Origin of the sequence: Pseudomonas sp. PDM02 (assembly GCF_014852285.1) — a bacterium.
Classification (GTDB): Bacteria; Pseudomonadota; Gammaproteobacteria; order Pseudomonadales; family Pseudomonadaceae; genus Aquipseudomonas; species Aquipseudomonas migulae.
On the sequence record NZ_JACVBL010000005.1, the window covers coordinates 157940 to 181067 of the forward strand.

The window sequence follows — 23128 nt, forward strand, 5'->3', positions numbered from 1 at the left end:
TACAGGGGGCGCGCGATCCCTGTAGGAGCGAGGCTTGCCCGCGAAGGGGCCAACTCGGTCTTAAACGGTTGGCGGCCCGGGATACCCACAATGCGCCCACGACTCAGCCCGGCTGTACCACGCCATCATCACCAGTTGCAGCAACGAGCTATGCCCCATGCGCAACAGACTCAACGAGCTGTTTTCCCAGCGATCAAGAAAGTGCCGGATCTCATCGGCGCTGGCGTTTTCCCAACTGCCCCAGATCCCGGTCAACGGCCCGCGAGTCACGGCCATCCCCAGCACATCGAACAATTGCTGAGTGAGCTTGAGCATTTCCGGCGACAGGTGATTGAGGCCGTTATCCAGGCAGTGCAGGGTCTGGTCGAGTGCCATCGGCATTTTCCCGGCGACCACGGCGCCATCGAGCATCACCGGAATCAGCGCCCGTAAAAACAATAGATCGCCGCTGCGCAGGATCGCGAAACCGCTGGCCGGGATGCTCGACGAGCACCCGCTGAGGCTCGCGCCGAGTCCGGCCGTGGCCAGAAACGCGCTTGCGCCAAGGCTGAATTTAAGCAGGCCACGCCGTGACAGCGCGGGTGTATCGGACAGGCTTGGGCTCATTATTGTTATTACCCGGCGGTGAAGGTCGTTAGCGGATAAACAGCTTCTGGATCAGTTTCTGAATGGTTTTTCCGTACGGCGGGTAGATCAGTTTCGCCGCGTTGAAACGCTGTTTGATCAGCACACCTTTGGCCTTGCTGAACGTCAGGAAGCCTTCGTGGCCGTGGTAATGGCCCATGCCCGAGGGGCCGATGCCGCCGAAGGGCATGTCGTCCTGCGCGACGTGCAGCAACGTGTCGTTCAGGCACACGCCTCCGGAATGGGTTTCATGCAGGACACGGTTTTGTTCGCGCTTGTCGTAGCCGAAGTAATACAGCGCCAACGGACGAGGTCGCTGGTTGATGTAGGCAAACGCTTCATCCAGATCCTTGTACGGAACGATCGGCAGCAGCGGACCGAAGATTTCGTCCTGCATCACCATCATCTCGTCGGTGACGTTCAGCAGCAGGCTGTGGCTCATGCGCCGGCCCTGGCCCTGGTCGAACAGCGGAATCAGCAGCGCGCCCTTGCTGGTGGCGTCGCTGATGTAGCCGTTGAGCCGGGCCAGTTGTCGGTCATTGATGATCGCGGTGTAGTCCGGGTTGTCAGCCAGTGTCGGATAAAACCCGCGAACCGCCTGACGGTAGGCTTCGACGAAAGAACCCACGCGGTCTTCCGGCACCATTACGTAGTCCGGGGCGACGCAGGTTTGCCCGGCATTGAGCGTCTTGCCGAATGCAATACGTTCGGCGGCGTCCTTCAACGGCACATCACGAGAGACAATGGCCGGGGACTTGCCGCCCAGTTCCAGCGTTACCGGTGTCAGGTTCTCGGCCGCCGCGCGCATCACGTGTTTGCCGATGCTGGTGGCGCCGGTGAACAGCAAGTGATCGAAACGCAGGCGGGAGAACGCCACGCCGATATCGGCCTCGCCGAGCACCACGCAAACCAGGTCTTCGGGGAAGATCCGGCCCAGCAATTCCTTGAGCAGCAGACCGGTGGCGGGGGTCGATTCGCTGAGTTTGAGCATCACCCGATTGCCCGCCGACAACGCGCCAACCAAAGGGCCTATGGCCAGAAACAGCGGGTAGTTCCACGGCACGATCACCCCGACCACGCCCAGCGGCTGATAAACGACTTTCGCCGAGGCCGGCTGAAAGGCCACGCCGACCTTGCGTCGCGAGGGTTTCATCCAGCCTTTGAGGTGCTGACTGGCATAGTGAATGCCGTGCAGGCTGGGCATCAGTTCGGCGAGCAGGGTTTCATCGGCGCTGCGGTGGCTGAAGTCCTGGCTGATCGCATCGATCAGTGCCTGACGTTCATTGCTCAACAAATCGCGCAGGGCTTTGAGCCATTGAAGTCGCTGGGCGGCGGGCGGCATCGGGTTGGCGGCATAGGCTGCGCGCTGATCGTCGAAGCGGTTTTGAAGTTCCTCCAGGGGCTGCTGCAGCTTCTGCAGGTAGGCGATGTCAGCAGTCATGGTCGGCTCCGGATTTATTGTAGTGAAGAACTTTTTAGAGTCTATGCTCTATAAAGTCAAATGAGATCCTGACATCGCGTTGTTTTATCCGCTCGCGGTTAGGTCGTAAGATGCCCCTCAACGCACTCTGAATTAAAGCTCAAGCCATGGCCCCTCGGATCAAAACCAGCGAGCGCATCGTGCAGAACAGCCTGGAGCTGTTCAACCAGCAGGGTGAGCGCAGCATCAGCACCAACCACATTGCTGCCCACATGGACATTTCTCCGGGCAACCTCTACTACCACTTCCCCAACAAGCAGGCGATCATCGCCGTGCTGTTCAGTGAGTACGAAAGCCTGGTGGACAGCTTCCTGCGCCCGCCCCAAGGGCGCGCCGCGACAGTTGAAGACAAGCGTTTCTACCTTCAGGAGTTGCTGGCGGCGATGTGGCGCTACCGGTTTCTGCATCGTGATCTCGAGCACTTGCTCGACAGCGATCCGGAACTGGCTGCCCGTTATCGGCGCTTTTCCCAGCGTTGCCTGATCTATGGCACGCACATCTACGCGGGATTCGTCGAGGCCGGCATCCTGTCCATGGATAAGGTGCAGATTGAATCCCTGACGCTCAATGCGTGGATCATCCTCACGTCCTGGGTGCGTTTCCTGTGCACCACGCGGGAAAATTCCAATCACCTGAGCGAACAGGCGATCAAACGCGGCGTGTATCAGGTGCTGGTGCTGGAGGCCGGTTTTGTCACCGATCAGTCTCGCGATGCGGTGAACGCGCTGTACGAGGAGTTTTACGTGCCGCTGGCCCAGGCGCTGGAAGAAGTGCAGTAGGATTCAAAATCGACCATCTCACAGGAGCCCGTTATGCCCATTGCGCAACTGATCAGCCCGCAAGCACTGGACCTGAAAAAGGACCAGCCGGGGTTGGTGATTCTTGATTGTCGTTTTGCCCTCGAAGACCCGGACTACGGCCAGCGCAGCTATGCCGAAGGGCACATCGCCGGGTCGAGCTTCGCCGATCTTGAGCGTGATTTGAGCGGAGCGGTGGTCAAGGGCGTGACCGGGCGTCATCCGTTACCGCAACCTGCGGACTTGATCGAACGCCTGCAAGCCTGGGGCATCAATGCCGACAGCGATGTGGTTTTGTATGACGACGGCCCCGGTGCCTACGCGGCGCGGGCGTGGTGGTTGCTGGCCTGGCTGGGCAAGCGTGACGGCGTGTTTATCCTCGATGGCGGGCTCAAGGCCTGGCACGCGGCGGGTTTGCCCTTGAGCCTTGATGCGCCCGGTATTGAACGTGGCACCTTCGCGGGAACGCCGGACAATACGCTGCTGTTGAACGCCGAACAGCTTCAGCACCGTCTCGGCCAGCCCGATTTGACCTTGCTCGATGCCCGCGCCTTGCCGCGCTTCAAGGGTGAAGTGGAGCCGATCGACCCGATTGCCGGGCACATTCCCGGCGCGCAATGTGCGGCGTTCACCGACAACCTGAGCAGCGACGGGCGTTTTCTGCCGGCCGATCAGCTCAAGCAGCGCTTTGCCGCGAAACTCGGTCAACGTTCGCCGACCGATCTGGTGGCGTATTGCGGTTCCGGCGTGACGGCGTGCCATAACCTGTTCGCCTTGTGCCTCGCGGGATATCCGTTGGGTTCGTTGTATGCCGGCTCGTGGAGCGAATGGATCAACGACCCCGCGCGTGGAATCGCCACCGGCGAATAAACACAAATCCCCTGTAGGAGCCGGCTTGCCGGCGATGAACGATGACGCGGTCTGCCTGAAATACCGCGGCGCTTCTATCGCCAGCAAGCCGGCTCCTACAGAAGTGCTCTGCGATACGCCCCCGGCCCCACCCCGTAAACCTGCTTGAACTGTCGACTCAGATGACTCTGGTCGGCAAACCCCAGTTGCGTCGCCACTTCCAACGGCAAACAGCCGCCCTGCAACAACGCCCGCGCCCGAGCGATGCGCTGCTGCATCAGCCAGGTGTGCGGTGGCATGCCGGTGGCGCTGCGGAATACCCGGGCGAAATGAAAGGGCGACAGATTGACCGTTGCCGCGAGTTCTTCCAGCGACGGCGGCGCCGCCAATTGCGCTTGCAGCAGTTCCTTGGCCTGCGTCACCGCCCGGTGTTCCTTGCCGGGTTTGCCGGCGTCCGGAACGGCGGCGTGACGTTGCAGCAGCGACAACATCAACTCTCGCCAGGCGGTCTGCTGTTGCAGGGCGGTGGAGGGCGTTTCGAGCAGGCGATGCAGTTGGCAGAAGCCCTTCACCAGGTCCGGATCGCGATACAGCGTGGCGCCAAATGTCGGCAAGTTGTGGGTCGGCAGTTCCAGCTCATCGAGCAGTGACAGAATCTGCCCGCTGTCGGGATAAAACGCCCGGTACAACCAACCGTCTTCCGTGCCTTTGTGGCCGGTGTGCAACTCGTCGGGGTTGATCAAAACGAGCGTGCCGCTGCCCGCCAGGTGTTCGGCGCCGCGATAGCGGTAACGCTGGGCGCCGGCCATGATCATGCCGATCACGTAACCGTCATGCACGTGCGGGGCAAAACGGTGTTCGATGTAGCGTGCGGACAACAACTCGACCCCGGCCAAAGGCGCCGTTTGCCAGAAACGGATCGACTCGCCCTGATCGATGTCCATCGGTTTACCCGCGACCTGCAGCGGCCAGCCACTGCGGGATGCGCCGTTCCAGGTAGTAACCCGGCTGCCGGAACGAGCCATCGACGAAGCCGACATGCCCACCCTTGGCTTGCAGTTCGAATTGAGTGCTGGCGGACAGTTCCTCGGCCTGCGGCAGGCTGTGAGGAAATACGAACGGGTCGTCGGCGGCCTGAATGATCAGCGTCGGCGTGCGGATTTCGCCCAGAAAGTAGCGGCTAGAGGCGCGGCGATAGTAATCCTGCGCATCGGTGAAGCCGTGCAGCGGCGCGGTCACCCGGCCATCGAAATCCCAGAACGTGCGCATGTTTTCCAGCGAACCCAGCGCGGCCAATTCCGCCAGGCCATCCTCGCGCCCGTCATGCTGGAACTGCCGCTGCTTGTTCTTGATGTAGGCGACCATCTCGCGCATGAAGTGCGCCTGATACACCTTCGAAAAACCCTGGCCGATACGATCTGCGCACTGATCGAGCCGAAACGGCACCGACACCGCCACGGCACCGAGCACGCCGCTGTCGCTGCCGGTTTCACCCAAGTGTTTGAGCAAAACGTTGCCGCCGAGGGAATAACCGACTGCATACAGCGGCGCGAGTGGCCGTTTGGCCCGCAAGTGCTTGATGGTTTCGGCCAAATCTTCGCTGGCGCCGGAATGGTAGCTGCGCGGCAACAGATTCGGTTCACCCGAGCAGCCGCGCCAGTTCAGCGCGACGCTGGCCCAGCCTTGGTCGCCCAAGGCTTTTTGCACGCCGGCCACGTAAGGCGAATTGGAAGACCCGGTCAGGCCATGCAACACCAGCACCAGCGGTGCATCGGCGCTGTGTGGGCCGTGCCAGTCCAGGTCAAGAAAGTCGCCATCTTCGAGCCACAAGCGTTCGCGTTCGCGCTCGATGTGCGTGGTTTTGCGCCAAAGCGGTCCCCACAAGGTCTGCAAGTGCGGGTTGCCCAGGCCGAAGGCAGGGGTGAAGCGTTCTGACGGAAAAGACACGATTGTTCTCGATGCAGCGGTGCGCAACCTGTGCGCACCTTTTCAGGCCGGTCGGTTAACCGGCGATCTCTGCCATACGTTGCCACAACGAATAGTAGACGCGCCCGGATTTCTGCTCACGGTGCAGGCGCCAGTTGGCCGGCAGGCCAAGCGTCGAGGGGGCGGTTTCGCTTTCGGTGTACACCCACGCGTCGTCCGCCAGCCATTGGCGCTCTTCGAGCAGGGTGCATACGGTCGGCAACAGGTTCTGGTTGAACGGCGGGTCGAGGAACACCAGGTCGTAAGCCACTGCTGGCTGGGTTTCCAGATAACGCAAGGCGTCTGCAGTCTGAACCTGGCCGGTGGTGCAACGCAGCGTGCCCAGGTGTTCCTTCAGGCTGGACACCGCGATATTGCTCGCATCCAGCGCCTGGCCCATGGCCGCGCCACGGGACAAGGCTTCGAGAAACAGCGCGCCGCTGCCGGCGAACGGGTCGAGCACCTTGGCCCCGGCCACGTAAGGCGCGAGCCAGTTGAACAGGGTTTCACGCACCCGGTCCGGGGTCGGGCGCAGGCCCGGCGCGTCAGGGAAGCTCAGCTTTCGGCTGCGCCATTCACCGCCGATGATGCGCAGTTGGTTCACGCCGTTGTGCACGTTATGAACAGGTTTTTTTGGACGGGAAGTGGCCATTAATGCTCCGGAACCCCGAGCGGCTGCTCGGCAGGTTTATCAGTAGGGGCCGGTAACGGCTTTTGCGGCACGGTCGGGCCAGCGCTGACGATGACCATTTTGTCCGTGCTCAAGTGTTTGTTCAGTGCGGTTTTGACTTGTTCCACAGTCAGGCTCTGGGACTGCTGCATGAAGTCCTCCAGATAGCTCAACGGCAGATTGTAGAAACCCATCGCGCCGAGTTGGCCGACGATGTCGGCGTTGCTGGCGGTGGACAGCGGGAAGCTGCCGGCCAGTTCACGCTTGGCGTCGTCGAGTTCTTTTTCGGTCGGGCCGGTCTTAAGGTAGTCGGCGAGCACGTCCTGCACCAGTTTCAGCGTGCCTTCGCTCATCTCTGCGCGGGTTTGCAGGTTGATCATGAACGGGCCGCGCGCCTGCATCGGGGTGAAACCCGAATATACGCCGTACGTCAGGCCGCGCTTCTCGCGCACTTCACTCATCAAGCGGGTGCCGAAGCCACCGCCGCCGAGGATCTGGTTGCCCATGGACAGTGCGGCGTAATCCGGATCGTCACGGTCGATGCCCAGTTGCGCGAGCATCAGGTTGGTCTGCTTGGACGGAAACTCGATGTGGCCGATGCTGGCTTTCGGTTCTTCAGGCTGCGGCAGTTTCGCCAGCGCCGGGCCTTTTGGCAGCGCACTGGAGACTTGCGCAGCAATCGCCTCGGCTTCGGCGCGGGACAGATCGCCCACCAGCGCTATCACCACGTTGCCGGCGGCGTAGGCTTTTTCATGGAACGCCTTCAACTGAGCCAGGGTGATGGCTGGTACGGTTTTCGCCGTGCCATCGCTGGAATGCGCGTACGGGTGATCGCCGTACAAGCGGTTCATCAGCTCGATACTGGCCAGTTTGCCGGGGTTCTGTTTCTGGTATTCGAAGCCGGCGAGCATCTGGTTCTTGATGCGCGCAAACGAATCGGCGGGGAAGGTCGGTTTGCCGACAACTTCGGAGAACAACTTCAACGCAGGCTCGCGTTTGTCGGTGGCACTGAGGCTGCGCAGCGACGCCAGCGCCATGTCCTTGAACGCACCGTTGCCAAAGTCAGCGCCCAGGCCTTCGAAGCCTTGAGCGATAGCGCCGACATCTTTGCCGGCCACACCTTCGTTGAGCATCGCATTGGTCAGTACCGCCAGGCCCGGCGCATCGCCGTCCTGGCTGCTGCCGGCGGCGAAGATCAGACGCATGTCGAACATCGGCAACTCGCGGGCTTCAACGAACAGCACCTTGGCGCCTTCGGCGGTGTTCCAGGTTTGCACGTTGAGCGAGCGGCGGCTCGGTGCCTTGCCGTCGAGTTCGGCCAGCGATTGCAGTTTCTGGCTGGACTTGGCCTTGTCGAGGGCTTCGCTGGCGTTGGAGTGGTCGGTCTTCAGGAAATAGAAGGCAGCGGAGCCAATCAATGCGACAGCGACCAGGCCGATCAGGGCCAGACGTGGTTTTTTACGCTCACTCATGAGTCGTCTCCAGTGGCAGGACATGGGCGACGCTGAGACGTTCGCGGGTGAAATACAGCTTGGCGGCTTTCTGGATGTCCTCCGGCGTGACGCTTTCCAGTTCGGCCAGTTCGGTGTCCATCAGTTTCCAGGACAGGCCGACGGTTTCCAGTTGGCCGATAGCGGTGGCCTGGCTGGTGATCGAATCGCGCTCGTAAACCAGTCCGGCAATCACTTGAGCCCGCACGCGCTCCAGCTCTTCGGCGGACGGTGCGGTGGTTTTCAGCTGTTCGAGCAGCTTCCACAAACCGGCTTCGGCCTGGGCCATGGTTTTGTTTTTCTGGGTGTTCGGCGATGCCGACAGGGTGAACAGGCTGTCGCCGCGGGTGTAGGCGTCGTAGCTCGACGAACCGCCGGACACCAGCTCTTCGCCGCGCTCCAGTTGCGTCGGGATGCGTCCGCTGTAGCCGCCGTCGAGCAGGGCCGAGATCAGGCGCAAGGCGTTGACCGAACGTTTGTCTTCGGCAGTGGCGATGCTTGGCACGTTGAAGCCCAGCATCAGGCTCGGCAGTTGGGTCTGCACGTGCAGCGTAATCTGCCGTTCGCCGGGCTCGGCCAGTTCGACCGGTTTTTTCGCCGGTGGCACGTCGCGTTTGGTGATCGGGCCGAAGTAGCGCTGGGCCAGGGTTTTCACTTCGTCCGGCGTCACGTCGCCGACCACCACCAGCGTGGCGTTGTTCGGCACGTACCAGGATTGGTACCAGTGGCGCAGCTCTTCGACTTTCATGCGGTCCAGGTCAGCCATCCAGCCGATGGTCGGCGTGTGGTAACCGCTGGCCGGGTAGGCCATGGCCTTGAAGCGTTCGTAGGCCTTGGACATCGGCTTGTCGTCGGTGCGCAGGCGACGTTCTTCTTTAATGACTTCGATCTCGCGGGCGAACTCGTCGGCCGGCAGGCGCAGGCTGGCCATGCGGTCGGCTTCGAGTTCGAAGGCCACGCCCAGGCGGTCGCGGGCCAGCACCTGGTAATAAGCGGTGAAGTCGTCGCTGGTGAACGCATTCTCTTCGGCACCGAGGTCCCGCAGGATCAGCGAGGCTTCGCCGGGACCGACTTTCTCGCTGCCCTTGAACATCATGTGTTCCAGAGCGTGGGACAAACCGGTCTGCCCCGGCGTCTCGTAGCTGGACCCGACCTTGTACCAGACCTGGGAAACCACCACCGGCGCGCGATGGTCTTCGCGCACGATGACCTTCAGGCCATTGTCGAGGGTGAATTCGTGGGTGGGTTGCGGATCGGCAGCAAAGACTGAAAGTGGCAGACAAACTGTGCTGAGCAGCAGGCCTGCAGCGCGGCGGGCTAGAGCATTCATTCGTTTTTAAACCTGTTGAGCTGCCCGCTTGGTCTTAGCGTCGGCGGGCGAGAGGGTGCTAGGATACTGATCCGTTTTACTGGCGGCCACGCCTATCAGGCCTTTGCGTTTGATCAGGTTGTATGGGTTTGCGGCAGAAGGTTGGAATTTATCAACTAAACTCTGCTTTTTCGCCGATTTTGCCGCGTTAGTCCTTCGTGAAATCGTTTCCGTGAGGTGCCACTTGCACCTCTACAAAATGTTGCGCGTGAACAAGCTGGGTCAATCGCAGTCTGTTCTGCATCGAATATTTATTTGCCGAGGCGCCCTTTGGCGCGTCGCTACCGTGAGATAGCCGTCCTCCATGTTTGGTTCCAACGACGACAAGAAAGCCCCAGCTGCGGCTGGCGAGAAGAAAAGCCTGTTCGGATGGCTGCGCAAAAAGCCGCAGGAAACCGTCGTCGAACAGCCACAGCCCATTCCTGAGCCAGTACCTGCGCCGGTAATAGAAGAAGCGCCGGCGCCGGTTGTCCTGCCGATCTCCGAGCCGGTGCCGCAAACGCTGGTTGAGGCCGCGCCTGACGTCGTGGCTGAACAGCCGCTGACGCCTGCCGCCGAGCCATGGCTGACCTTGCCGGTAGCGGAAGAGCCGGTATCGTTGGTCGAAGACGAACTGGCGCCGCACATTACGCCGCCGATTCCTGCGCCGAGTGCGTTTTCTCCTGCGCCCGTTCAGGTGCCAGTGATTGAGCCAGTTGTTGTGGCCGAACCTGCGCCGGTTATTCCTGAGCCTGTGATTCCAGCCTTTGTTGCGCCGGCTGCTCCAGTTGTTCAAGCACCAGTGCCTGCGCCGGTCGTTGCTCCCGTTGCCGCCGCGCCCGTCGTGCCGGTCGAAACACCCGCCGAGCCTGTGCGTACCGAAGAAACCAAAGCCGGTTTCTTCGCCCGTCTCAAGCAAGGCCTGTCCAAGACCAGCGCCAGCATCGGCGAAGGCATGGCGAGCCTGTTCCTTGGCAAGAAAATCATCGATGACGAGCTGCTCGAAGACATCGAAACCCGTTTGCTGACCGCCGACGTGGGCGTTGAAGCGACTTCGGTGATCATCCAGCGCCTGACCCAAAAGGTTGCCCGCAAAGAGCTGGCCGACGCCGACGCGCTGTACAAGTCCCTGCAGGCGGAACTGGCGGCGATGCTCAAGCCGGTCGAGCAACCCCTGAAAATCACCTCGCAGAACAAGCCGTTCGTGATCCTGGTTGTTGGCGTCAACGGCGCCGGCAAGACCACCACCATCGGCAAGCTGGCGAAGAAACTGCAACTCGAAGGCAAGAAAGTCATGCTGGCGGCGGGCGACACCTTCCGCGCTGCGGCGGTCGAGCAATTGCAGGTCTGGGGCGAGCGCAACAAGATTCCAGTGATCGCCCAGCACACCGGCGCCGACTCGGCTTCGGTGATCTTCGACGCCGTGCAAGCCGCCAAGGCCCGTGGCATTGACGTGTTGATCGCCGACACCGCCGGTCGCCTGCACACCAAAGACAATTTGATGGAAGAGTTGAAGAAGGTTCGCCGGGTCATCGGCAAGCTCGACGCCGACGCGCCGCACGAAGTGCTGCTGGTGCTCGACGCCGGCACCGGGCAGAACGCGATCAACCAGGCCAAGCAATTCAACCAGACCGTCGAACTGACCGGCCTGGCGCTTACCAAGCTCGACGGCACCGCCAAGGGCGGGGTGATTTTCGCCCTGGCCAAGCAGTTCGGCCTGCCGATTCGCTACATCGGCGTCGGTGAAGGCATCGATGACTTGCGTACCTTTGAAGCAGAACCCTTTGTCCAGGCACTGTTTGCCGAGCGGGAGCGTTCATGATTCGTTTCGAACAGGTCGGTAAACGCTATCCGAACGGGCACGTCGGCTTGCATGAGCTGAGCTTTCGAGTCCGTCGGGGCGAATTCTTGTTTGTAACCGGCCATTCCGGCGCCGGTAAAAGCACCTTGTTGCGCCTGCTGCTGGCCATGGAGCGTCCGACCACCGGCAAATTGCTGCTGGCCGGTCAGGACCTCGCCACCATCAGCAACGCGCAGATTCCTTACCTGCGTCGGCAGATCGGCGTGGTGTTCCAGAACCACCAGTTGCTGTTCGATCGCACGGTGTTCAACAACGTGGCCCTGCCGTTGCAGATTCTTGGTTTGTCCAAGGCCGAAATCGCCAAGCGTGTGGATTCGGCACTGGAACGCGTGGCGCTGTCGGACAAGACCGATCTGTACCCCGGCGACCTGTCCACCGGCCAGCAACAGCGCGTCGGTATCGCCCGCGCCATCGTTCACCGCCCGGCCTTGCTGCTGGCGGATGAGCCGACCGGTAACCTCGACCCGCGCCTGGCGGCCGAGATCATGGGCGTGTTCGAAGACATCAACCGTCTGGGCACCAGCGTGCTGATCGCCAGTCACGACCTGGCCCTGATCGCGCGTATGCGTCACCGCATGCTGACTCTGCAACGCGGCCGATTGATCGGTGATGGGGAGGCTGGGGAATGAGTGCAACACGCAGCCCTAAAGTCTCCGAACGCGTGGCGCCGAAAGCCGCCGATCCGCAACCGCAGAAGAAAAAACACGACGATGACGACGGTCCGGACTTCGCCACGCTGTTCCGCGCCTGGATAGAAAGCCATCGCGCCAGTCTGCTGGACAGTCTGCGGCGCCTGGGCAAGCATCCTATCGGCAGTTTCTTCACCTGCATGGTGATGGCGGTTGCCCTGAGCTTGCCGATGGGTCTGTCACTTTTGCTAAGTAACGTCGAGCGGCTCGGCGGTTCCTGGCAGCGCGCGGCGCAGATTTCCCTGTACCTGCAACTTGAGGTCAGCCCGGCTGAAGGCGAATCGTTGCGCGATCAGATCAAAGGCATTCGAGGTGTAGCTGATGCCGAATATGTCGGTCGTGATCAGGCGCTGGAAGAGTTTCAGCAGCAGTCCGGCCTGGGCGAAGCGTTGAAGGAACTGCCGGAAAACCCGCTGCCAGGCGTGGTGCTGGTGACCCCGAACGAAGTCGACAAGCCCGCGCTTGAAGCATTACGACAAAAACTTTCCGAGCTGCCGAAGGTACAACAGGCGCAACTTGATCTAGTCTGGGTCGAGCGTCTGGCAGCCATCCTCAAGCTGGGTGACCGTTTTGTCTTCGGTCTGACCGTGCTTCTGATTTCTGCATTACTTTTGGTGATAGGCAATACCATTCGTCTTCATATTGAAAACCGCCGCACAGAGATAGAAGTGATTAAACTCGTCGGCGGCACTGACAGCTATGTGCGCAGGCCCTTTCTATATATGGGCGCGTTGTATGGCTTCGGTGCGGGGATACTTTCCTGGGGCGTATTGGCGTTTGGCCTGAACTGGCTGAACGAGGCAGTGGTTGGACTGGCCGGTTTGTATGGCAGTAATTTTGCGCTGGCCGGAGTGCCAGTTGCCGACGGTCTGTCTCTCTTGCTTGGCGCGGTGCTGTTAGGGTATATCGGTGCATGGATTGCAGTCGCACGCCACCTGAGGGAGCTTGCGCCTAAGTAGTATCATTTTGCTCGTATTGACCTTTCAGCGTTTATGGGAACTTGTCTTTTGGTTTCCGGTCAATTTTCGCAGTGCTGAACTGCACGAGTTTGTAAGACGGAGGTTTTTTCGTATGACCAATTCTTTGCAACCTGCATATGCTCTGGTCCCGGGTGCGAACCTGGAGGCCTACGTGCACACCGTGAACAGCATTCCATTGCTGACGCCGGAGCAGGAGCGTGAACTGGCCGAGAGTCTCTACTATGAGCAGGATTTGGGGGCGGCTCGGCAGATGGTGCTCGCCCACCTGCGTTTTGTCGTACATATCGCCCGTAGCTATTCCGGCTACGGTCTGGCTCAGGCTGACCTGATCCAGGAAGGTAACGTCGGCCTGATGAAGGCCGTGAAGCGCTTCAACCCGGAAATGGGTGTGCGTCTGGTTTCGTTCGCTGTGCACTGGATCAAGGCGGAAATTCACGAGTTCATCCTGCGCAACTGGCGCATTGTGAAAGTCGCGACCACCAAGGCCCAGCGCAAGCTGTTCTTCAACCTGCGCAGCCAGAAGAAACGTCTGGCGTGGCTGAACAACGAGGAAGTCCATCGCGTGGCGGAAAGCCTCGGCGTAGAGCCGCGGGAAGTGCGCGAGATGGAAAGTCGACTGACTGGCCATGACATGGCCTTCGACCCGGCCGCAGAAGCGGACGACGACAGCGCTTTCCAGTCGCCGGCCAACTATCTGGAAGACCACCGGTACGACCCGGCCCGTCAACTGGAAGACGCCGACTGGAGCGACAACTCCAATCACAACCTGCACGAAGCGCTGGAAGTGCTGGACGACCGCAGCCGTGACATCCTTTATCAGCGCTGGTTGGCTGAAGAGAAAGCCACGCTGCACGACCTGGCGCAGAAGTACAACGTGTCGGCCGAGCGTATTCGTCAGCTCGAGAAGAGCGCGATGAACAAGCTCAAGTTGTCGATCGCCGCCTAAGCTGCGCGAAGGCAATAAAAAACGCCCCGATCATTGATCGGGGCGTTTTTGTTTGTGCTCACTATTCCCCTCCACACACCAAGCCACTGTGGGAGCGAGCCTGCTCGCGATTGCGGTGTATCAGCCAACATCAATGTTGAATGACAAACCGCAATCGCGAGCAGGCTCGCTCCCACAGTGGATCTTCATGGTTAAGGCGAGTGGTTATTGGGCCCAAGGCGCCCGGCGCGAATCGTTGAGCCCCAGCAGATAGCTGTCGCCACCCAGCTGGCTCATCTGCTGCCGAATCCACCCGGCGCGACGTGCGACGTAATTCGTCGGGTGACTCGCGCTCCACACCCGTGGGTTAGGCAATACAGCCGCCAGATAACTGGCCTGCTGCCGGGACAGCGACTTGGCGCTCACGCCAAAGTGATGCCGAGCCGCCGCTTCCGCGCCAAACACCCCGTCATCCCACTCGACGCTGTTCAGGTACACCTCAAGAATCCGCTGCTTGGGCCAGAACACTTCGATCAGCCCGGTAAACCAGGCTTCCAGACCTTTGCGCAGCCAACTACGGCCGGACCACAAAAACAGGTTTTTCGACACTTGCTGGCTCAAGGTGCTGGCGCCGCGAACCGAACCCCCCAGCTCGTTGTGCGCCAGGGCTGCGCGGATCGCGCCGAGGTCAAAACCCCAGTGCTCCGGGAATTTCTGATCTTCACCGGCAATCACCGCGACTTTAAGGTCGTCGGAGATTTCATCCCAGGGTTTCCAGGTGCGTTGCAGGTCGATGGGCTCGCCGTCGAACCAGGATTCGATCTTGCGCTCGACCATCAGCGTCGTGCCCGGTGGCGGTACCACGCGGAAAATCAGCACCAGCAATACGCTGCCGCCCGCGAACCAGAGCACGGCCTTTGTAAATCGTCGTAAAAATAAACGCAGCATAGAGATGGCTTGGCCGAACCCATTGAGCGGGCCATTATACAGACCCTGTTGATCGAGTCTGACTGGAGTTCTTCATGCTGCGTGGCTTTCTGATGCTGGCCGCTTTCTTCGGCTTCACCGGCGTTGCCCTTGGCGCATTCGCCGCCCACGGCTTGAAAAGCCGCCTGACGCCTGAATACCTGACGATTTTCCACACTGGCGTCACCTACCAATTGGTGCACACCTTGGCATTGCTGGGTGTGGCGCTGCTTGCCACGCAGATTCCGGGTCGTTTGATCACGTGGGCCGGCGCCTCCTTTGCCATTGGCATCCTGCTGTTTTCCGGCAGTTTGTACCTGTTGACCCTGACCGGTATCAGCAAGCTCGGAATCATTACCCCCTTCGGCGGCCTGGCATTCCTGATCGGTTGGCTCTGTCTGGGCCTTGCCGCCTGGCGGTTGTAGGAGCGAGGCTTGCCCGCGAAGGCGTACTGTCAGTCAAAGAAGATGGTGGCTGAGACGACGTCTTCGCGGGCAAGCCTCGCTCCTACAAGGCCCACGACATGACGAATGGCTTGGGTCGCCAAGACTGATCGGGCTAGAATGCCAGCCCCTAAAAATGATGGCGGCATCCGGCATGCGCATTCAGTTGAACGGCGAATCCCTTGAACTGCCCGACGGTGAAACCGTTGCGGCCCTGCTGACCCGTCTGGAATTGACCGGACGCCGGGTAGCGGTCGAACTCAATCTGGATATCGTCCCGCGCAGCCAGCATGCGGACACCACATTGAACGACGGCGATTCCGTCGAAGTGGTACACGCCATCGGCGGCGGCTAGTCGCCCGGCCCGCAAGGGCACAGAATTCTGCAAGAACCTCACCCCTACAGAGGATTTCCCATGAGCATCGTTCGTAGCGACAAGCCCTTCGTCCTGGCCGGTCGTACTTACCAGTCGCGTTTGCTGGTAGGCACCGGCAAGTACCGCGACATGGAAGAAACCCGCCTGGCCATCGAGGCCTCGGGTGCCGAGATCGTCACCTTCGCCGTGCGCCGCACCAACCTCGGCCAGACCCCGGGCGAACCGAACCTGCTCGAAGTCCTGTCGCCGGATCGCTACACCTTCCTGCCTAACACCGCCGGTTGTTTCGACGCTACCGAGGCTGTGCGCACTTGCCGCCTGGCCCGTGAGCTGCTCGGTGGCCACAACCTGGTGAAGCTGGAAGTGCTGGCGGACCAGAAAACCCTGTTCCCCAACGTGATCGAAACCCTCAAGGCCGCCGAAGTGCTGGTCAAGGAAGGCTTCGACGTGATGGTCTACACCAGCGATGACCCGATCATTGCCCGTCAACTGGCGGAAATCGGCTGCATCGCGGTCATGCCGCTGGCCGGTCTGATCGGCACGGGCCTGGGGATCTGCAACCCGTACAACCTGCAGATCATCCTCGAAGAGGCCAAGATTCCCGTGCTGGTGGATGCCGGTGTCGGTACCGCTTCCGACGCCACCATCGCCATGGAGCTGGGTTGCGAGGCGGTGCTGATGAACTCGGCCATCGCCCATGCCCAGCAGCCGATTATGATGGCTGAAGCCATGAAACACGCCATCGTTGCAGGCCGCCTGGCCTACCTCGCCGGCCGCATGCCGAAAAAACTCTATGCCAGCGCCTCTTCGCCGCTGGATGGTCTGATCAAGTAAGAGCCATTGATGACTGAATCAAACGACACGCCAATCCAGACGGAAGAAGGCGACGAGCGCCAACACCGCCGCATCAAGAGTTTCGTGATGCGCGCCGGGCGCATGACCGAAGGCCAGCAAAAAGGTCTGGAACAGGGCACGCCGCTGTTCGTGCTGCCATTGGCCGACGCGCCGGTGGACTTCGACCAGGTATTCGGTCGCTCGGCACCGCGTTCGCTGGAAATCGGTTTCGGCATGGGCCATTCGCTGCTGGAAATGGCCGCTGCTTCGCCGGAACAGGATTTCATTGGCGTGGAAGTGCACCGTCCGGGTGTGGGCGCGCTGCTCAATGGCGTGCTGACTCAGGGCCTGACCAACCTGCGTGTCTACGATTGCGACGCGATCGAAGTGCTCAACCGTTGCGTGGCCGACAACAGCCTAGATCGCCTGATGCTGTTTTTCCCGGACCCATGGCACAAGAGCCGCCACCACAAGCGTCGTATCGTTCAGGCGTCGTTCGCTGAATTGGTGCGCAGCAAGTTGAAGGTCGGCGGTATTCTGCACATGGCCACCGACTGGGAACCGTACGCCGAGTACATGCTGGAAGTGATGAACGTTGCGCCGGGTTACCGCAACCTGGCCGAAGACGGCAAGTGCGTACCGCGTCCGGCCGAGCGCCCGATCACCAAGTTCGAACGCCGTGGCGAACGTCTTGGGCATGGCGTGTGGGACCTGAAGTTCGAAAAGCAGTCCTAAGCCCTACGCAATAAACCTGTAGGAGCCAGCAAGCCGGCTCCTACAGGTTTTTTTGTGTTCGGAAATCAGCGGCGGTCGGCGACTACGCCGATGAGCACCAGGACCACCAACAACACCGGCGCCAGGCTGTAGTTGTTGAACTGGCTCAAACCACGAACGATCCACGGTGTGGCGTAGATCAGCGCGGCACCGCTGCCGATCATGCACACCAGCGCGAGCAACGGGACGCGCAAAGCGCCGGCGATGCTACCCAGGCGTTGATCGATCCAGGCTTTGATGTCCGCGCCGAACAGCACCAGCAAACAGCCCACCAGCGCCAGAGAGATTTCCGACAGGTTACTGCGGCTCCAGCGGGAGACGGTGGCGAGCAGGTCGAGTATCAAATCCATTCGTTTTCCCTTACGGCTGAAATCAGCTCAGAAATGTTTGCAGCAAGTCATTGAGGAACAATTGCCCGCGCTCGGTGGCCGCCAGGCGTGACGGTTCGACCTGCAACAGGCCGCTTTGTTCGGCTTCGCGGCGGCCTTCGGCGAGGCTTTCCAGGCTCAGCCCGGTGCGCTCCGGATACAGCCGCGATTCCACGCCATCAGTCAGGCGCAAAGCGTTCATCAGGAAATCGAACGGCAGTTCATCGTTGGTCAGCGCTTTCTCGCCAGCCTTGAAGCTTTTCGCCGGGTTCAGGTAATCCTTCGGCAGGCGCGTCTTCCAGGTGCGTACGATGCGCCCGTCCGGATGACTGAGCTTGCCGTGGGCGCCGGCACCGATGCCGATGAAGTCGCCGAAGCTCCAGTAATTGAGGTTATGCCGCGCCGGACGACCGGGCAGGGCATACGCCGAGACTTCGTATTGTGCGTAACCGTGCTCGGCGAGCAGCGCCTGGCCGGCCTCTTGAATGTCCCACAGCGTGTCGTCTTCCGGCAGCAGAGGCGGCTGGTTCCAGAACACCGTGTTCGGCTCCAGCGTCAGCTGATACCAGGACAAGTGGGTCGGCTTCAGGGCGATGGCCTGGCGCAGATCGCTCAAGGCGTCGTCCAGCGACTGATCGGGCAAACCGTGCATCAAGTCCAGGTTGAAGTTATCGAACCCGGCCTGGCGCGCCATGCCGGCGGCACGCACCGCTTCATCGCCGTTGTGAATCCGCCCCAGAGCCTTGAGTTTCTCTTCCTGAAAGCTCTGGATGCCGATCGATAGCCGATTGATGCCCAGCGCGCGGTAGGCGACGAACTTCTCTTGCTCGAACGTGCCTGGATTGGCCTCCAGGGTGATTTCAATGTCACTGGCAAACGGAATCCGTTGCTCGACGCCTTTGAGCAAACGGCCCAAGGCTTCGGCGCTGAACAGGCTCGGCGTGCCACCACCAAAGAAGATCGAACTCAACTCGCGGCCGTAGACCGCGTGCAGATCCTGATCGAGGTCCGCCAGCAAGGCGTCGACGTACTCTTCTTCCGGCAGCACCGGGCTTGCGGTGTGGGAGTTGAAGTCGCAATAAGGGCATTTGCGCACACACCACGGGATGTGGATGTACAGCGCCAAGGGCGGCAGCACGGGGAGCGCAGCCCGAGGCGATTGTGCGCCGCCGCCGAAGATCAGCGGTGACGCGGATGATTCACGGGTCATTTCAAGCCCAGACGCTGGCGCAGCAGATCCATTGCACGGGCGCGGTGGCTGATGAGGTTCTTGTCGCTCGGGCTCAGCTCGGCGCTGGAGCAATCGCGCTCTGGCACCCAGAACAGCGGATCGTAACCGAAACCGTGTTCGCCACTGGCTTGGGTCAGGATGCGCCCATGCCACAGCCCTTCGCAGAGGATCGGCAGCGGATCATCAGCGTGACGCACCAGCGCCAGCACGCAGACGAACTGCGCGCCGCGTTCTGCTTGCGGCACGTCTTTCAAGGCGTCGAGCAGTTTGGCGTTGTTCGCCGCATCGCCTTTGCCGTCAGCGTAACGAGCCGAGTAGATACCCGGCGCGCCGCCAAGGAAATCCACCGCCAGCCCGGAATCGTCGGCCAGCGCCGGCAGGCCGGAAATGCGCGCGGCATTGCGGGCCTTGAGAATGGCGTTCTCGACGAACGACAGACCGGTTTCTTCAGGCTCGACGCTGCTGAACTCGCCGATCGAGCGCAGATGCACCGAGTCGCCGAGCATGGCCTGGAGTTCCTTGAGTTTGCCGGCGTTGTGGCTGGCCAGTACGAGTTGCGTGAAATTCATCATTGGCCGGGGAAAAGCTCTTGTTGGAAACTGATGGTGTTGGTTTTGTCGCCGGTCTGCACTTTGATATCGAAGGTGCGGACTTCCTGCTGCTCCACAGGGTATTGCGCAATGTAGTAGATCGCGCCTTGTTCGGTGATCTGCTTGAATTTCAACGGCACACTTTGGCTGGTGAGGTCTTTGACCGTGCCGCTGACGTTAGAGACCAGCGGTTTGCCATCCTTGATCACCGAGACGTTGATCACGCCCTGGTTCTTGCTGCGGATCAGCTCGGCCGATTTGGCGATGTCCGGTGTCAGGAACGTGGAGTTGAAGGTGTTGTAATGCACCGTCACGTCACCGAAGGTTTCCTTGCGCTCGCCCTTGATGACGTCGGCGGCCATGGCGGTAACGCTCAGGCAGGCAGTGAGTAGAAATAACGCTAGACGACCCATGATCGTTCTCCTTGAAATAGGGTGGTTCAGACCGCGACCTTGTGATCCTGCAGTCCTGGACTGCTGACGCGGTAAATACCGATCTCACCTAACAGATTAGGCCATAGCTTACTGGCCCACCCGTGCCGATGCTGTTGATCCACGGCAAGCCGATCAATGACCTTGGCTTCACGTTCGCGGCAAAGTGCTTCAAAGTCTTCGAAAGTGCAAAAGTGGATGTTCGGCGTGTTGTACCAGGTGTACGGCAGAAACTCGGACACCGGCATCCGGCCCTTGCTCGCCAGGTACCAGCGGCAGCGCCAGTGACCGAAGTTGGGGAAGGTGATGATGCATTGGCGACCGACCCGCAGCATTTCGTCGAGGATCTTGTCCGGGTAGTGCACGGCTTGCAGCGCCTGGGTCATGACCACGACGTCGAAACTGTTGCTGGCAAAGTTGCCCAGGCCCTTGTCCAGGTCCTGCTCGATCACGTTGATGCCCTTGGCCACGCACTCGGCGATGTTGTCCGGGTCGTTTTCCAGGCCGTAGCCGGTGACTTGCTTGTTGTCGCGCAGCCACGTCAGCAGCTCGCCGTCACCGCAACCGAGGTCGAGCACGCGGCTGCCGGCGGGGATCCATTCCTGGATGATTTCCAGATCAGCTCTCATGGCTTTCTCACAACGTAATGCGGTTCATGTAATTGCTGAACGCCTGCAAGTAACGCGGGATCGGAATCAGGAAGGCGTCGTGGCCTTGCGGAGCGTCGATCTCGAGGTAGCAGACGTCTTTCTTGGCTGCCATCAGCGCGTCCACCAGTTCCCGCGAGCGGGCCGGGGAGAAGCGCCAGTCGGTGGTGAAGGACATCACGCAGAACTTGGCCGAAGCGCCGGCGAAGGTTTTCGCCAGGTCATCGTCGAAGTTTGCCGCCGGGTCGAAGTAGTCCAGCGCCTTGGTCATCAGCAGGTAGGTGTTGGCATCGAAACGCCCGGAGAACTCTTCGCCCTGATAACGCAGGTAGCTTTCAACCTGGAACTCGACGCTGTGGAAGTCGTAGTTGAGCTTTTCGCTCTTCAGGCCGCGGCCGAATTTTTCGCCCATCGAGTCATCGGACAGATAAGTGATGTGCCCGACCATCCGCGCCAGCATCAAGCCGCGCTTGGGGATCACGCCCGCTTCCTGGAACGAACCGCCGTGGAATTCGGGGTCGGTGAGGATTGCCTGGCGTGCGACTTCGTTGAAGGCGATGTTCTGTGCCGACAGCTTCGGTGCCGAGGCAATGGCCAGGCAGTGACGAATGCGATCGGGGTAGGTGATGCTCCATTGCATCGCCTGCATGCCGCCGAGGCTGCCACCAATCACGGCGGCCCATTGGCTGATGCCGATCCGGTCGGCCAGGCGCGCCTGGCTGTGCACCCAGTCTTCCACGGTCAGCACCGGGAAGTCGGCGCCGAACGGCTTGCCGGTTTCCGGGTTGACGCTGCTCGGGCCCGTGGAGCCGTTGCAACCGCCGAGGTTGTTGAGGCTGACCACGAAGAACTTGTTGGTGTCGATCGGCTTGCCGGGGCCGATGCAGCTGTCCCACCAACCGGGTTTGCGGTCGTCGGGGCTGTGGAAGCCGGCGGCGTGATGGTGCCCGGACAAGGCGTGACAGATCAGCACGGCGTTGCTCGCCGTGGCGTTCAGCGTGCCGTAGGTTTCGTAAATCAGGTCATACGCTGGGAGTGAACGGCCACAGGCCAGGGCCAGGGGTTCACTGAAGTGCGCCACTTGCGGCGTCACCAGACCAACAGAATCGGCGGGAAAGGCAGTTGGCATCGACCCTGCTCTCGTTGAAATGAGGCGTAAGTCTAAAGACCGGTGGGGTTAGCGGCAAGCAAAGGCCGGGCCTGATTTCATTCAGTTGAATCGAGGCGCTACATTCGCGGGCAAGCCTCGCTCCTACAGGTAATGTGTCGTTCGCCAATATCGCGATCGACTCTAAATCTGTAGGAGCGAGGCTTGCCCGCGAAGAACGATGACGCGGTATCAGATCAAGCCAAGCAGCCCCTGCGGCATCAGGGCAAAGTACGCCAGCCGCGGAATCAGCCAGCTTTGCAGCAACTGGATCACGATAAACGCAAAGATCGGCGAGATATCGAGGCCGCCCAGGTTTGGAATGATCCGGCGGAACGGGGCCAGTACCGGTTCAGTAATCTGCGCGACCAGCTCGGCGCCCGGATTGTGGCTACCCGGCGCGACCCAGGACAGAATCACGCTGATGATCATCGCCCAGAAAATAATATTCAAAAACAGCGAGAACAGCGCAATCAGCGCCCACGGCACCAGCAGCACCCAGTCGACCATGAAGCCTTTGAGCGACACGATGACCGCGATCAGCAGCATCTGCACGATCAGCGCCAGCACCAGCGAGGACATGTCCAGCCCGAACATGCTCGGGATGACCCGGCGCAGCGGCTTGAGCAGCGGCTGGGTGGCCTTGACGATGAACTGGCAGAGCGGGTTGTAGAAGTTCGCCCGGACCAGTTGCAGGATGAAGCGCAACAGCACAATCAGCAGATACAGGCTGCCCAGGGTCTTGATGATGAAAATGGCAGCGTCGTTGAGTCCTAGCATCATTTATTCCTTTGTAAGGGCTGATTAGCGACCGAGCTGCTCAGCCATCTCGGCCGAGCGGTGCGCAGCGGCGCCGAGTGCTTTTTCTACCAGCGCTTCGAAGCCGCCAGCCTGGAACGATTTGATTGCAGCTTCTGTGGTGCCCGCCGGCGATGTCACGCGGCGACGCAGTTCAGCCGCGTCGACATCGCTGGCAACCGCCATGTGTGCGGCGCCCAAGGCAGTTTGCAGGGTCAGTTGGGCAGCGATGTCCGCCGGCAGGCCGAGCTTCACGCCGGCGGCGGTCATGGCTTCGATCAACAGGAAGAAATACGCCGGGCCCGAGCCGGAGACGGCGGTGACGGCGTCCAGTTGCTGCTCTTCATTCAGCCACAAGGCGATGCCCACGGCCGACAGCAGTTCTTGCGCCTGTTGGCGCTGTTTTGCGGTGACTTCGGCGGTGGCGAACAAACCGCTCACACCCTGACGCAGCAGCGCCGGGGTATTGGGCATGCAGCGCACGATCGGTTGCGCGCCGAGCCAATTGTTCATGCTGGCGCAGGTGATGCCGGCGGCGATGGATACCACCAGTTGATCCGGTTTCAAGCTCGGGCGAATCGCTTCGCACACGGCTTTCATCGCTTGCGGTTTGACCGCCAGAACGACCACATCGGCGCCTTGAATGGCCTCGGCGTTGTCAGCGAATACTACGATGCCGTGCTCGGCGTTCACTTTGGCACGGGTTTCAGCGCCCGGATCGCTGGCGCGGATCTGCGCGGCGTCCAGACCTTTGGCGCGCAGGCCGCCGATCAGGCTGGCTGCCATGTTGCCGGCACCGATAAAGGCAATACGAGTCTTGCTCATGTCAGGTCCTTATAAATAGA

Annotated in this window: 26 protein-coding genes; 10 read left to right on the forward strand and 16 right to left on the reverse strand. The window is 60.8% G+C overall.

Going from position 1 to position 23128, the window contains the following annotated elements:
• Window positions 1-60: 60 nt before the first annotated feature.
• Both IB245_RS10820 and IB245_RS10825 read right to left on the reverse strand, forming a co-directional pair.
• Complete coding sequence (locus IB245_RS10820; protein WP_192227538.1) at window positions 61-606, reverse strand: twin-arginine translocation pathway signal protein; 546 nt, start codon at window positions 604-606, stop codon at window positions 61-63.
• A gap of 28 nt (window positions 607-634) precedes the next feature.
• On the reverse strand, window positions 635-2065 hold the full coding sequence (locus IB245_RS10825) for a coniferyl aldehyde dehydrogenase (RefSeq protein WP_008040788.1): 1431 nt from the start codon (window positions 2063-2065) through the stop codon (window positions 635-637).
• Window positions 2066-2211: 146 nt separating this feature from the next.
• Between IB245_RS10825 and IB245_RS10830 the strand changes: the two genes are divergently transcribed.
• Window positions 2212-2883 carry a TetR/AcrR family transcriptional regulator gene (locus IB245_RS10830; protein WP_008026133.1) on the forward strand — a complete coding sequence of 224 codons (672 nt, stop codon included), beginning with the start codon at window positions 2212-2214 and terminating at the stop codon, window positions 2881-2883.
• 33 nt (window positions 2884-2916) lie between these two features.
• A complete protein-coding gene (locus tag IB245_RS10835; RefSeq protein WP_192227539.1) occupies window positions 2917-3771 on the forward strand; it encodes a sulfurtransferase in 855 nt (284 codons plus the stop codon).
• Between the two features lie 95 nt (window positions 3772-3866).
• Here the strand turns inward: IB245_RS10835 and IB245_RS10840 are convergent, their stop codons facing one another.
• The 5 genes from IB245_RS10840 to IB245_RS10860 are packed head-to-tail and all read right to left on the reverse strand — an operon-like array spanning window position 3867 to window position 9205.
• Entirely contained in the window at window positions 3867-4694 is an 828-nt protein-coding gene (locus tag IB245_RS10840; protein ID WP_192227540.1) for an AraC family transcriptional regulator, read from the reverse strand.
• 4 nt (window positions 4695-4698) lie between these two features.
• Window positions 4699-5697 (reverse strand): hydrolase, encoded by a 999-nt coding sequence (locus IB245_RS10845; RefSeq protein ID WP_008026140.1) that lies wholly within the window; start codon window positions 5695-5697, stop codon window positions 4699-4701.
• A 55-nt stretch (window positions 5698-5752) separates the two neighbouring features.
• The gene (rsmD, locus tag IB245_RS10850) at window positions 5753-6367 is read right to left on the reverse strand and encodes a 16S rRNA (guanine(966)-N(2))-methyltransferase RsmD (protein ID WP_008026142.1); all 615 of its coding nucleotides are present in this window, start codon (window positions 6365-6367) and stop codon (window positions 5753-5755) included.
• On the reverse strand, window positions 6367-7857 hold the full coding sequence (locus IB245_RS10855) for a M16 family metallopeptidase (RefSeq protein ID WP_192227541.1): 1491 nt from the start codon (window positions 7855-7857) through the stop codon (window positions 6367-6369). Before IB245_RS10855 ends, rsmD begins: the two co-directional genes overlap by 1 nt.
• Window positions 7850-9205 carry a M16 family metallopeptidase gene (locus IB245_RS10860; RefSeq protein ID WP_192227542.1) on the reverse strand — a complete coding sequence of 452 codons (1356 nt, stop codon included), beginning with the start codon at window positions 9203-9205 and terminating at the stop codon, window positions 7850-7852. Before IB245_RS10860 ends, IB245_RS10855 begins: the two co-directional genes overlap by 8 nt.
• A 343-nt stretch (window positions 9206-9548) precedes the next feature.
• On the opposite strand from IB245_RS10860, the gene ftsY reads away from it, so the two are divergent.
• From ftsY to rpoH, 4 genes are all read left to right on the forward strand, one after another.
• Window positions 9549-11045: a signal recognition particle-docking protein FtsY gene (gene ftsY, locus IB245_RS10865; RefSeq protein WP_192227543.1), complete on the forward strand. Its 1497-nt coding sequence runs from the start codon at window positions 9549-9551 to the stop codon at window positions 11043-11045.
• The gene (gene ftsE / locus IB245_RS10870; protein ID WP_192227544.1) at window positions 11042-11713 is read left to right on the forward strand and encodes a cell division ATP-binding protein FtsE; all 672 of its coding nucleotides are present in this window, start codon (window positions 11042-11044) and stop codon (window positions 11711-11713) included. Before ftsY ends, ftsE begins: the two co-directional genes overlap by 4 nt.
• Complete coding sequence (ftsX, locus tag IB245_RS10875) at window positions 11710-12732, forward strand: permease-like cell division protein FtsX (RefSeq protein WP_008026150.1); 1023 nt, start codon at window positions 11710-11712, stop codon at window positions 12730-12732. Before ftsE ends, ftsX begins: the two co-directional genes overlap by 4 nt.
• A 112-nt stretch (window positions 12733-12844) precedes the next feature.
• On the forward strand, window positions 12845-13699 hold the full coding sequence (rpoH, locus tag IB245_RS10880; protein WP_007897890.1) for an RNA polymerase sigma factor RpoH: 855 nt from the start codon (window positions 12845-12847) through the stop codon (window positions 13697-13699).
• A gap of 204 nt (window positions 13700-13903) precedes the next feature.
• On the opposite strand, the gene mtgA is transcribed toward rpoH, so the two are convergent.
• On the reverse strand, window positions 13904-14626 hold the full coding sequence (mtgA, locus tag IB245_RS10885) for a monofunctional biosynthetic peptidoglycan transglycosylase (protein ID WP_008026152.1): 723 nt from the start codon (window positions 14624-14626) through the stop codon (window positions 13904-13906).
• A gap of 74 nt (window positions 14627-14700) precedes the next feature.
• Between mtgA and IB245_RS10890 the strand changes: the two genes are divergently transcribed.
• From IB245_RS10890 to trmB, 4 genes are all read left to right on the forward strand, one after another.
• Window positions 14701-15069 (forward strand): DUF423 domain-containing protein, encoded by a 369-nt coding sequence (locus tag IB245_RS10890; RefSeq protein WP_192227545.1) that lies wholly within the window; start codon window positions 14701-14703, stop codon window positions 15067-15069.
• 172 nt (window positions 15070-15241) lie between these two features.
• Window positions 15242-15442: a sulfur carrier protein ThiS gene (thiS, locus tag IB245_RS10895; protein ID WP_008026157.1), complete on the forward strand. Its 201-nt coding sequence runs from the start codon at window positions 15242-15244 to the stop codon at window positions 15440-15442.
• Window positions 15443-15502: 60 nt separating this feature from the next.
• Window positions 15503-16297: a thiazole synthase gene (locus tag IB245_RS10900; protein WP_008036703.1), complete on the forward strand. Its 795-nt coding sequence runs from the start codon at window positions 15503-15505 to the stop codon at window positions 16295-16297.
• A gap of 9 nt (window positions 16298-16306) precedes the next feature.
• Window positions 16307-17032 carry a tRNA (guanosine(46)-N7)-methyltransferase TrmB gene (gene trmB / locus IB245_RS10905; protein WP_008026161.1) on the forward strand — a complete coding sequence of 242 codons (726 nt, stop codon included), beginning with the start codon at window positions 16307-16309 and terminating at the stop codon, window positions 17030-17032.
• 65 nt (window positions 17033-17097) lie between these two features.
• On the opposite strand, the gene IB245_RS10910 is transcribed toward trmB, so the two are convergent.
• The 8 genes from IB245_RS10910 to proC form a co-directional block, all read right to left on the reverse strand.
• On the reverse strand, window positions 17098-17421 hold the full coding sequence (locus tag IB245_RS10910) for a DUF3392 domain-containing protein (RefSeq protein ID WP_008026163.1): 324 nt from the start codon (window positions 17419-17421) through the stop codon (window positions 17098-17100).
• A gap of 22 nt (window positions 17422-17443) precedes the next feature.
• Window positions 17444-18649: a radical SAM family heme chaperone HemW gene (gene hemW, locus IB245_RS10915; RefSeq protein WP_225609854.1), complete on the reverse strand. Its 1206-nt coding sequence runs from the start codon at window positions 18647-18649 to the stop codon at window positions 17444-17446.
• Window positions 18646-19242, reverse strand: a complete 597-nt coding sequence (gene rdgB, locus IB245_RS10920) for an RdgB/HAM1 family non-canonical purine NTP pyrophosphatase (protein WP_008036695.1) — start codon at window positions 19240-19242, stop codon at window positions 18646-18648. Before rdgB ends, hemW begins: the two co-directional genes overlap by 4 nt.
• A complete protein-coding gene (locus IB245_RS10925; RefSeq protein WP_192227546.1) occupies window positions 19239-19673 on the reverse strand; it encodes a DUF4426 domain-containing protein in 435 nt (144 codons plus the stop codon). The genes rdgB and IB245_RS10925 overlap by 4 nt, the downstream gene beginning before the upstream one ends.
• 26 nt (window positions 19674-19699) lie before the next feature.
• Complete coding sequence (gene metW / locus IB245_RS10930) at window positions 19700-20320, reverse strand: methionine biosynthesis protein MetW (protein WP_008026169.1); 621 nt, start codon at window positions 20318-20320, stop codon at window positions 19700-19702.
• Between the two features lie 7 nt (window positions 20321-20327).
• Complete coding sequence (metX, locus tag IB245_RS10935; RefSeq protein WP_008026171.1) at window positions 20328-21467, reverse strand: homoserine O-succinyltransferase MetX; 1140 nt, start codon at window positions 21465-21467, stop codon at window positions 20328-20330.
• A 210-nt stretch (window positions 21468-21677) separates the two neighbouring features.
• Entirely contained in the window at window positions 21678-22265 is a 588-nt protein-coding gene (locus IB245_RS10940) for a YggT family protein (RefSeq protein ID WP_192227547.1), read from the reverse strand.
• Between the two features lie 24 nt (window positions 22266-22289).
• A complete protein-coding gene (proC, locus tag IB245_RS10945) occupies window positions 22290-23108 on the reverse strand; it encodes a pyrroline-5-carboxylate reductase (protein ID WP_192227548.1) in 819 nt (272 codons plus the stop codon).
• Window positions 23109-23128 lie beyond the last annotated feature (20 nt).